Genomic DNA, 10035 nt, shown 5'->3' on the forward strand with positions numbered 1-10035 from the left:
CCCGGCCCGGTGCCGTCCGCCGGGCCGCTGTCGCGGCGGCGGTCGCGGTCACGAGCCGGGCGTCCCCCCACGGCGGACACGGGGCCGGGGCGGACGCGAGCGCCACGTCGCACGGCTCCGGCCGGGCCTCGGGCTGGCGGCGTTTCCGCGGCCGGTTCGCCGCAGCACGTTGCCGACCCCTCGTCCTCCATCCTCGTCCCCACCCGTGATCACTCCTCCACCGCAGGCAGCGCCCACCTCCGACGTACGATCACCGCGGCCCAGCTCGCGGCGCGGCGGCCCGGCCCCGTGCCGACCGCCCGGCGGCGGTCGCGGTCGCGAGCCGGGCGTCCCCGGACGGCGGACAGGATGCCGCACGCAGGGACAGGGCCGGACGCCCCGCCACATCGCACGGCTCCGCCCAGCCGCGGCCGGTTCGCCGCAGCACGTTGCCGACCCGTCGTCCTCCGCCCTCGTCCCCACCCGTGATCACTCCTCCACCGCAGGCAGCGCCCACCTCCGACGTACGATCACCGCGGCCGAGCCGGCGGCCCGGCCCGGTGCCGACCGCCCGCCGGCGCTGCTGGTCACCCTGGTGTGAGTGCCTGTGTTTGGCGCCCACATGCCATGAGAGGCCCTTCATGATCACGGGAGCGAGCGCTGAGTATGCGTGACGGAATGAGTGCGTTGGGGATTGCCGAGCACGAGGTGACGACCCCCTCCGAAGGGGTCTTGCTGGAGCCGGCGGGAGGCAGCGGCGCCGGCGTCTTGGTCCTGGCGGGGTCGAGCGGTCGTGTGGACCGGCAGCGAGCGCGGCTTCTCGCTCAGCAGGGTCTTCTCGCCTTGGCCATACGCTGGTTCGGCGGGCCCGGTCAGCCGGCGGGGATCTGTGAGATCCCCCTGGAGACATTCGTCGCGGCGGTGGAGCTGTTGCGGTCTCGTGGGGCGGAGCGCGTCGGCATTCTCGGCGTGTCCAAGGGCGCTGAGGCCGCGCTGCTCACGGCGGTGCGCGAGCCGCGTGTGGACGTGGTGGTCGCCGTGTCGCCGACCGCGCTGGTCTGGTGCAACGTCGGGCCTGGTCTTGATGGCCGCCGGCGTCCGTACCGCTCCTCCTGGACCTGGCGAGGGCGGCCGCTGCCATTCGTGCCCATGGACGACTCCTGGCAGCCGGCGGGAAAGACTGATGGTCCAGTGGCCATCCGCGGGTGGTACGACCTCAGCGAGCGGACCTTCGCTCAGCACCTGGATGCCGCCGCGATTCCGGTGGAGAAGGCGCGTGCTGACGTGTTGCTCGTAGCCGGGGGTGATGACGCCATGTGGCCCTCCCAACGGTATGCCGAGCAACTGGCCGCGCGACGTCGCGCAGCAGGAGCTTCGGTCCACCTGATCGCCCGTGACGACGCCGGGCACCGGCCGCGGTTCCCCGGCGAGAGCCCCGCCGAAGCCTCGCAGACCTTTCTTTACGGGGGGACACCCAGCGCCGACGCTTTGCTCGGCGAGGTTGCCTGGGCACCCATCGTCGACGCGCTCCGTCCCGCTCAGGGCGCAGCCGGCTCCAGACAGTAGGCCGCGACGTCGCGGTCGTGCTGTCGCTGTTGGGCGGCATCGCGTTCCCCCGACCCATTGTCGATCTTCACGTAAAGTGCGGTCGGTGCCGAGGTGGAGGCAGCAGTGAAAGTCCCTGACATGTCGCGCCCTGCGCGTCTCAGCGCCCACAGCGCCGTCTCCACATCCCTGGCCTTGTGCAGTGATCCCGCCCTGCGCGAGCTCGTGGACACGGCCGTGCCGATCGGATCCGGCATCGGCGGGAAGTCGGCCCTGATGGAGGTTGCCGGAACCCCGGTCTTCGTGAAGCGGGTGCCCCTCACCGACTTGGAGATGCAACCCGAGCACGTCCGGTCCACGGCGAATCTGTTCGAGTTGCCCGTCTTCTGCCAGTACGGCATCGGCGGGATCGGCGGGCCGGGCGGCGGGGCCTGGAGAGAACTCGCCGTGCACACCATGACGACGAACTGGGTGCTCGCGGCGGAATACGAGGGCTTCCCCCTGATGTACCACTGGAGGGTGCTGCCCGACTCGACGCCCCTGCCCGAGGAACTGGCCGACGTCGAACGGGCTGTTGCCTACTGGGGCGGCGGATCGCAGGTGCGCCGCCGGATCGAGGCTCGCCAGCAGTCCTCGGCGAGCGTCGCGCTGTTCCTGGAGTACATCCCGCAGAACCTGCACCAGTGGCTGGGCACTCAGGTCGAAGCAGGCGACAAGGCGGCCGACCGGGCCTGCGCCATGGTGGAGAAGAACCTGGAAGCTGGAACCTCGTTCATGAACGCCCGGGGGCTCCTGCACTTCGACGCGCACTTCGAGAACATCCTTACCGACGGCCGACGCCTCTACTTCGCGGACTACGGCCTCGCGATCTCCTCCCGCTTCGAACTGTCGCAGGGCGAAGCCGACTTCTCCGACCGGCATCAGGTCTATGACCGCTGTTACACCTCGACCTATCTGGTGAACTGGCTGGTCACCGCTCTGTACGGGTACCAGGTGGAGGACCGGGAGGGCCGCTACGCGCAGGTGCGCGCCTACGCAGAGGGCAAGCGCCCCACAGGAATCCCAGAGGAGGCCGCAGCGATCATCGCCCGGCACGCGCCGATCGCCGCCGTGATATCGGACTTCAACCTCAAGTTCCGGTGCGAGAGCAGGCAGACCCCGTACCCGCTGGAGGAGATCCGCCGGATCGGCGGTTTGTACAGCCCGTCCGTCGACTGACGGACCTGCAGAACATGACCACTCCGACTCCGGCGCCGACGACGCACGGTGGGGCGGGACCCCGCCAGGAGGTCCCGCCCCATCTTCAATGGGTCATGCGGCAATGGGCCGTGCGACCGGGCTCAGAAACGGTCCGGGGCACGCTCCGGGAGCGGAGACCCGGGGAGCACGTCCCGCTTCTGGTTCTTCCGTGCCTCCGCGTTCGATTCGGCCGTCGCCTCGCAGGTCACGTCCTTCGCCGGGAGCTTGCCGGTGAGCAGGTAGTCGGTGACCGTGCCGTCCGTGCACGCGTTGCCGTTCGGGTAGACGCCATGGCCCTCGCCGCCGAGGACGGTGACCATTTTCGAGCCCTTCAGGTCGGCGTGCAGGGCCTGACCGCTGGGCAGCGGGGTCTGCGAGTCCCACTCGTTCTGGACGACCAGGGAGCCGACCTTGTTGTTCACCCTGGTTGCCGGTTCCACGGACTTGTCCCAGAACGCACAGGGCTTGATGCTGGACGCGAAGTCACCGTAGAGCGGGTAACGGCCCTTGTCCTCGATGGCGTCCTGCCGGTAGCTCTCGGGATCGCGGGACCACGCGGCCGAGTTGTCGCCGCACACCACGGCCCAGAAGCTCGCCGTCGTGTTGTCGGACGGCACCTCGGCGGCATCGGCGGCGGCGCCTGCCGTCCGGGTCCCCTCGGATCCGGCGAACGCCGCGAGCTTCTTCGCGGAGGCGGGCTCGTCGGCCGCGGCCTTCTTCAGCTCCACGAACACCTCGGTGGCGTACTGCGGGCTGAAGACCGCCCTGCGCATCCCGCTCCGGATGTCATCACCGGTGGTCGGCTGCCCCTCCACCTCGATGGGCTTCTCGTTGGCCTGCGCGACCAGGTCCCAGAAGGTCCGGTCGACCTCCTTCGGGGTGTCACCGAGGCCGTACTTCTCCGAACGCTCGGCGGCCCACTCGGTCCACCGGTCGAACGCGGGCTCGGCGCCCTCCGCCCACCACTGGATCATCCTTCGCCACGCACGCGCCGGATCGACCCCGCTGTCCAGCATGAACCGGTCGGCCCGGCCCGGGAAGAGCTGGGTGTAGACGGCGCCCAGGTAGGTGCCGTACGAGACACCCACGTACGAGATCTTCTTCTCACCGAGGATCGCCCGGAGCAGATCCATGTCGCGCGCGGTGTTGCGCGTGGTGATGTGCGGGAGCGTGTCGCCCGCTTTCTCCCTGCACTTGTTCGCGACGTCGCGTGCCCAGGCGACGTCCTTGTCGAACGTCTCCTCCTTGTACGGCCGCAGCCAGTTCTCCTCCTCCGGCTCCAGATCGCAGGAAACCGGGCTGCTCTGTCCCACACCGCGCGGGTCGAAGCCGATGAGGTCGTACTTCTGCTGTGCGGACTCGGGGAGGTTCTCCCGCACTTCCAGCGGCATGTGGAGACCCGGCACCCCCGGGCCGCCGGGGTTGGAGAACAGGACACCGTGCCGCTTGCCGGGCGCGGTGCTCTTGATCCGGGATATGGCTAAGTCGATCCGCTTGCCCCCGGGAACCCGGTAATCCAGCGGGACCTTGATCGTGGCGCACTCGAACTCCGCCGGAGAGTCGGCTTCGCACCGCTTCCACTGCGGCTTCTGCTTCACATACCGGTCCAGTGCGCCCTTGGCGGCGGACGATGAGGCGGACGGCGGGGTGGTGGCTGGAGCTGCGGTGGCCGTCGAGGTGGCGAGCGCGGGCGCCAGCGTGGCCGTGATGCCCACAGCCAACAGGGGCGCGAGACGTCGTCTGCGCACGATATCGATCCTTCCGGTCGCATGTTCGGACAGGAAGGATCTTTCAGGAACCGGCCACGCATGCGGATCCTTCGCCGGGCCGCACCTCGCCTCCCCCCTAGGAATGACACAACAGTCGTGTGTGGTCCAAGAGTTGTAGGGGACGGACCACCCTCAGCGGACGGGCGGTACCCGCCTCAGCGACGGGACGAACAGGAGACGGTAGCGAAAGACCATCCGCCGGCGCATGGTGAACGACCCGTACAGCTGGAGCCGCGCCGATGACGGCGACTTCGAGCTGTAGCTACGCCCCGGGACAGCCGCTCTCCGTGGTCACTCCTGAGTCTGTTCGAGCACCCTGACGTCCCAGGGGCCCAGTGAGATCTCGTCGCCGGCGGCGTGAGAGGTGTCTGTCAGTACGTCCCGTACCGGCGCCGGCACGGGGAACGAGCGTGGGCTCCAGGACCAGTTGTGCAGGAAGCGGACCCGGCGTCCGTCGCGCGAGGTGGCGGACGTCGACGTGACGCCGACCGCCGGCGGGCGCCAGGTGCTCGCCGGGGCGGCCCAGCGGAAGAGGGCTTCGCCGAGGGCGGGGTCCGGGACGGTGCCGACGTAGGTGATGCGGCCGGCGCCGTGGCGGTGGGTGGTGAGGGCGGGCCAGCGGCCGAAGTGCGGATGGTCATAGCTGGCCAGCGGCTCGGCGCCCTGGGGCTGGAGGCCGTCCGCCCAGTGGAGCGCACGAGCGTCGGCCGGCAGCGGGAAGGCGTCCGTGCCATGGACGGCCAGCGGGGTGCCCAGATTGCTGAACTCGTCGTACATGACGCCGGCCGCCTCCGCGAGCCGCGCGGGCTGGATGTCGGTGCGGGCGCGGGCCTCGTGGTCGGCATAGGCCGTACGAGGGCCGAGCACCAGGTGGCCGCCCTGCTCGGCGTACGCGACGAGCCTGTCCAGCGTCGCGTCGTCGGCCGCGTAGAAGGCGGGGACGACGAGCAGCGGCGGCAGTTCGGCGTCCGCCAGCTGCCCGGGGTGCAGGATGCGGGCCTGCACCCCGGCATCGAAGGCACCACGGTAGAAGGCGTCGAAGACGGTCTGGTACGAGCGGGTGTCCGCTCCTCCGTCGGGCAAGGCCAGGGAGGGCTGGGCCTGGAGGGCCCACTTGCTGGGGCCGGAGTAGAGGAAGGCGGCATCGGTGTCCGGGGTGAGTGAGGCCACCAGCTCTCCCGCCGTCTCCAACTCGGCTCCCAGCGCGGCGAGTTCGCGGTAGACCCGGCCAGGGCGGCCGTTGTGCGGCAGAACGCCGCCCCAGTAGGTCTCGGCACCGAAGTGCAGGGTGTGCCAGTGCCAGTACTCGATCATCGAGGCGCCGCGCGAGATCAGTGCCCAGGCGGCCTGCCGCCACTGGCCGTCGTACGCGGGGCGGTTGTGCCAGGGGAAGCCGATCGCCTGCGCGTTGGTCTCCGTCACCAGGAAGGGCTCCTGGCGTGAGGAGTACATGCGGTCGGCGCTCTGGTACAGCGCCCATGTCCCGCTGGTCGTCCAGCCCTGCGGCGCCTGCCCGGTGTCGGGGTGGGCGAGCCCGTCCTGCATCGCGTAGTACGGATTGCCCGCGGTGACATCGAGCCGGCTCGTCAGCTGATCGTCCTCGACCCCGGGCCGCTCGTAGGAGATGCAGGTGGTGACGAACTGGCCGGGGCGGGCGTACTCGCGCACGATGTCCGCCTGCCAGCCGATGAACTCGGTGGTGAGCCCGGCCTGGAAGCGGCGCCAGGCCAGGTCGTACTGCGGCTGCGCATTGTTGTCGGGGGTCCACAGGTCGGCCCATGTCGACAGCCGGTGCGACCAGTAGACCAGGCCCCACTCGCGGTTCAGGGTCTCCACGTCTCCGTACGTCTCGCGCAGTTCGTCGGTGAAGCGCTGGAACACACCGTGGTTGTGGAAGAGCTCGTTGCCCGGCTCGTTGTCGACCTGGAAGCCGATGACCGCCGGGTGGGTGGCGTACCTGCCGACGATCTTCCGGATGACCCGCTCGGCGTGGAAGCGGAACGCGGGGTGGGTGTAGTCGACCTCCTGACGGGCGCCCCAGCCGATGCGCCGGCCCGTCTCCCGCTCGCCCGCGATCTCCGGATACAGGCGGGCGAGCCACGGCGGCACCGCGTACGTCGGTGTCCCGAGGATGACGGAGATGCCGCGTTCGTGCGCGCCGTCCAGGACGGGCTGGAGCCAGTCGAGGTCGAAGCGGCCGTTCTCGGGCTCCCAGGTCGACCAGACGGACTCACCGACCCGGATGACCGTGAACCGGGCCTGAACCATCTGGTCGAGGTCTTCCTTGAGCCGCTCGTACGGCTGGTACTCGTGGTAGTAGGCGGCACCGAACAGGACCCGGCCGGGCAACTCGAACATGCTTCTCCTTTACGTGACGGCAGCAGGTGACAGGTGACTGGGTGGGCGTCAGCCCTTGACGGCACCCGTGGACAGGCCTTCGAGGAGCTGCTTGCGCAGCAGGACGAAGACCAGGACGGCCGGCAGCACCGCGAGGACGGCGCCGGCGAGCACCAGGTCGTACTGCCGGTTCTCGGCCCTGAAGAGGGTCTGCAGACCGAGCGGGAGGGTGTACTGGGAGCTGTCGGAGACCAGCACCAGCGGCCACAGGAAGCTGTTGTAGCTCTGCAGGAACTGCCAGACGCCCAGCGCGCCGAGCGAGGGCCGCAGCAGCGGCAGCACCACCCGCCGGAAGATCCCGAACTCGCTCGCCCCGTCGATGCGCGCGGCCTCCAGGATCTCGTCCGGGACGCTCTGCACGATGTACTGCTGCATCATGAAGATCCCGAACGCGGGCGCCACCCACGGCACGATCAGCGCGAACCACGGACTGCCGAGGCCGGTCTTCACCAGGATCACGAACAGCGGGACGAGGATCACCGCGAACGGAATCGACAGCGAGCTGAACATCACCCCGAACAGCAGCTGCTTCCCGGCGAACCGGAACTTGGCGAAGCCGTAGCCCGCCAGCGCGCAGACGAAGACCGAGACGACGGTGGCGAGCAGGGCGACCACCGTGCTGACGAGGAACCATCGCCCGAAGGGCTGATCGGTGAGCAGTGAGCGGTAGTTGTCCAGCGTGGCCGGGGAGGGGAGGAGCTTCGGCGGGTACTCGAAGATGTCGCCGCGCGTTTTGAAGGATCCGCTCAGCGCCCACAGCAGCGGGGCGGTGAAGGCGAGCAGCAAGGCGGTGAGCGTCGTGTAGAGGAGGGGGCGCCGCAGCACGTTCACGTTCACTTGATCCTCCCTATGCCGAGCAGCCTGTTGAAGAGCTGGCTGAGCGTGAAGACGACGACGAACAGCACGACTCCGGCGGCTGCCGCGTAGCCGAACTGCTGGCGCTCGAAGGCGGCCCGGAAGATGAACATGGCGACGGACAGGGTGGCTTCGGCCGGTCCGCCGTTCGTGAGCAGATAGGGCTCCTCGAAGACCTGGGCGGCGCAGATGAACGACGTCACGACGACGAACGCGGTCACCGGCTTCAGCGCGGGGAGCGTGACGGTGACGAACGTACGGAAGCGGCTCGCGCCGTCCAGCGCGGCGGCCTCGTACAGCTCGCGGGGTACGTTCTGCAGTCCGGCGAGGAAGAAGATGGTGAGATAGCCGGTCCAGCGCCAGACCATGACGAGGCTGATGGCGACCTTGGACATCGTCGGATCGCCCAGCCAGTCCACCGATCCGGTGCCGAACAGCGCCCGCAGCAGGGAGTTGAACAGTCCGAACTGCCGGTCGAAGATCAGCCCGAAGATCAGGGCGACGATGATCGGAGAGACCACCATGGGCACGAAGTAGGCGGTCCGCCACAGGTCACGGGCGCGCAGCCCGCGGGAGTTGATCGCCTGGGCGATGAGCAGCGCGGCCGGGACGATGACGAGCACGCTGACCAGGACGTAGATGCCGGTGTTGCCGAGCGCCCGGTGGAAGCTCGAATCGGTCAGCAGGTGGCTGTAGTTGCGCAGCCCCACCCAGTGCGGTGTGCCGAGGCCGACCCATTCGCACAGGCTCAGCCAGAGCGCCACGCCGATGGGGACCAGCATGAAGAGGACGTACAGCAGGTAGAAGGGGGCGATGAAGAGGTAGGGGTGCAGGGTCGATCGGCGCTGCTTCCCGGCCGCGGGACCGGCTGTCGCTCCGGCGGCGCGGGGGTCGCCCGTGGTGAGTGTGGAGGTCATGGCTACCGTCCCGCCTGGTCGCGGAAGTCGTCGGCCGCCTTGCGGATGGCGGCGCGCGGGGACAGGTCGCCCCGGTAGGCGCTCAACAGGCAGCCGCTGAGCACGTCGTTGAGGATCGACTGGTCGGGGCTCATGTAGATCCGCGGCACGTCCTCGAGCAGCTCGGTGTAGACGTCGAAGGGCCGCTGTCCGCCGAAGAACTTGTCCTCGGTCCGCAGCAGGGCGGGGTCTTTGTAGACCGAGGCGCGGGTGGGCAGATAGCCCGTCTCTCGGAAGCGGCGGATCTGTCCTTCGTGGGTGAGCCAGGTGCTCAGCAGGAAGTCGGTGGTTGCCTTGGTGTTGGCCTTGTCCCGGGTGACGCCGAATCCGGTGCCGCCGGTGGTGGAGGTGGCGTGGCCGCCGCCGGAGAAGCGGGGCGGCGCCGCCATGCGCCACTTGCCTTGCTGGTCGGGCACGTTGGCGGCGAGGCCGTAGACCTTGTACCAGGTCGCCATGAGGACGCCGATCACCTTGTTCTGCTGGAGGGCGGCCTGCATCGGACCGCCGAAGTAGTCGGAGATGTCGGTGATGAAGCCGGCGCGCAGTCCACGGCAGATGAACTCCAGCACCTCCACCGCCTCGGGCGAGTCGAGGACGAGCTGCTGATCCTGGTCGAAGAGGGCGCCGCCGCGCTGGTTGAGCAGCATCTGGAAGGACTGCACGACCTGGTTGACGTCGGGGCCGGTGACGACCACGTTGAGCGCGACGCCATGGCGCCGGTGCGCGCGCTCGCCGATTCGCGCGAACTCCTGCCAGGTGTCGGTGGCGGCCGGCAGCCCGTACCGGGCGAAGAGGTCCTTGCGGTAGTAGTGGACGACCAGCGGGGTGTCGGAGTCCAGGGCGTACAGCTTGCCGTCCTTGCTGTACGGGGCCGTCCGCGCGGGCAGCAGATCCTCCTTGAGCCCGGGAACGGCCGCCACGTCGTCGGTGAGGTCGTACAGCAGGCGCTCGGCGATGTCGCCGCGCAGCATGCGGGGGAAGGCGTTGATCTCGAAGCCGGTCATGTCCGGCACCCCGCGCTCGGCCACGGCCTGGGCGAGCAGCTTGGTGACGAGGTCCGGTGCGCCGGCGCGCGTGGTGGTCAGTTTGTAGGTGAAGTCGGTGAGCCGGTCGGCGTCCGGGATGCCTCGGGTGAAGAAGTCCTGGTAGCCCTGGTCGTGGGTCCACAGCGAGAGGGTGACGGCGCCGGAGGTGCGGGCGGTGGCGCTGCCTCGGCCGCAGGCCGCGAGCGCGGCGGCGGAGCCGAGGCCGAGCGCGCCGCGGAGCAGGGCGCGGCGCGGCAGGGAGGGTGGGGA

7 protein-coding genes are annotated in these 10035 nt (G+C 69.5%); 2 read left to right on the top strand and 5 right to left on the bottom strand.

Annotated features, from left to right (window positions below; all coding sequences use genetic code 11):
- The first annotated feature begins 657 nt into the window (after positions 1-657).
- Both FE633_RS46230 and FE633_RS46235 read left to right on the top strand, forming a co-directional pair.
- Positions 658-1545, top strand: coding sequence for an acyl-CoA thioester hydrolase/BAAT C-terminal domain-containing protein (locus FE633_RS46230; RefSeq protein ID WP_171060408.1), 888 nt, complete (start codon positions 658-660; stop codon positions 1543-1545).
- Positions 1546-1665: 120 nt separating this feature from the next.
- Positions 1666-2742 (top strand): serine/threonine-protein kinase, encoded by a 1077-nt coding sequence (locus FE633_RS46235; RefSeq protein WP_138051155.1) that lies wholly within the window; start codon positions 1666-1668, stop codon positions 2740-2742.
- 122 nt (positions 2743-2864) lie between these two features.
- On the opposite strand, the gene FE633_RS46240 is transcribed toward FE633_RS46235, so the two are convergent.
- The 5 genes from FE633_RS46240 to FE633_RS46260 form a co-directional block, all read right to left on the bottom strand.
- A complete protein-coding gene (locus tag FE633_RS46240) occupies positions 2865-4511 on the bottom strand; it encodes an alpha/beta hydrolase (RefSeq protein WP_138051156.1) in 1647 nt (548 codons plus the stop codon).
- Positions 4512-4823: 312 nt separating this feature from the next.
- Positions 4824-6890: a beta-galactosidase gene (locus FE633_RS46245; protein ID WP_138051157.1), complete on the bottom strand. Its 2067-nt coding sequence runs from the start codon at positions 6888-6890 to the stop codon at positions 4824-4826.
- Positions 6891-6938: 48 nt separating this feature from the next.
- On the bottom strand, positions 6939-7766 hold the full coding sequence (locus FE633_RS46250) for a carbohydrate ABC transporter permease (RefSeq protein WP_246114151.1): 828 nt from the start codon (positions 7764-7766) through the stop codon (positions 6939-6941).
- Positions 7763-8701: a carbohydrate ABC transporter permease gene (locus FE633_RS46255; protein ID WP_138051158.1), complete on the bottom strand. Its 939-nt coding sequence runs from the start codon at positions 8699-8701 to the stop codon at positions 7763-7765. The genes FE633_RS46250 and FE633_RS46255 overlap by 4 nt, the downstream gene beginning before the upstream one ends.
- A gap of 2 nt (positions 8702-8703) precedes the next feature.
- On the bottom strand, positions 8704-10035 hold a 1332-nt coding region (locus FE633_RS46260), incomplete at its 5' end, for an ABC transporter substrate-binding protein (protein WP_246114152.1).

The organism is Streptomyces montanus, from assembly GCF_005786655.1.
In the GTDB taxonomy this organism is placed as follows: Bacteria; Actinomycetota; Actinomycetes; order Streptomycetales; family Streptomycetaceae; genus Streptomyces; species Streptomyces sporangiiformans.

Coding starts and splice junctions, on each gene's coding strand:
- FE633_RS46230 (WP_171060408.1), top strand. CDS start 658: ATGAGTGCGTTGGGGATTGCCGAGCACGAGGTGACGACCCCCTCCGAA.
- FE633_RS46235 (WP_138051155.1), top strand. CDS start 1,666: ATGTCGCGCCCTGCGCGTCTCAGCGCCCACAGCGCCGTCTCCACATCC.
- FE633_RS46245 (WP_138051157.1), bottom strand. CDS start 6,890: ATGTTCGAGTTGCCCGGCCGGGTCCTGTTCGGTGCCGCCTACTACCAC.
- FE633_RS46255 (WP_138051158.1), bottom strand. CDS start 8,701: ATGACCTCCACACTCACCACGGGCGACCCCCGCGCCGCCGGAGCGACA.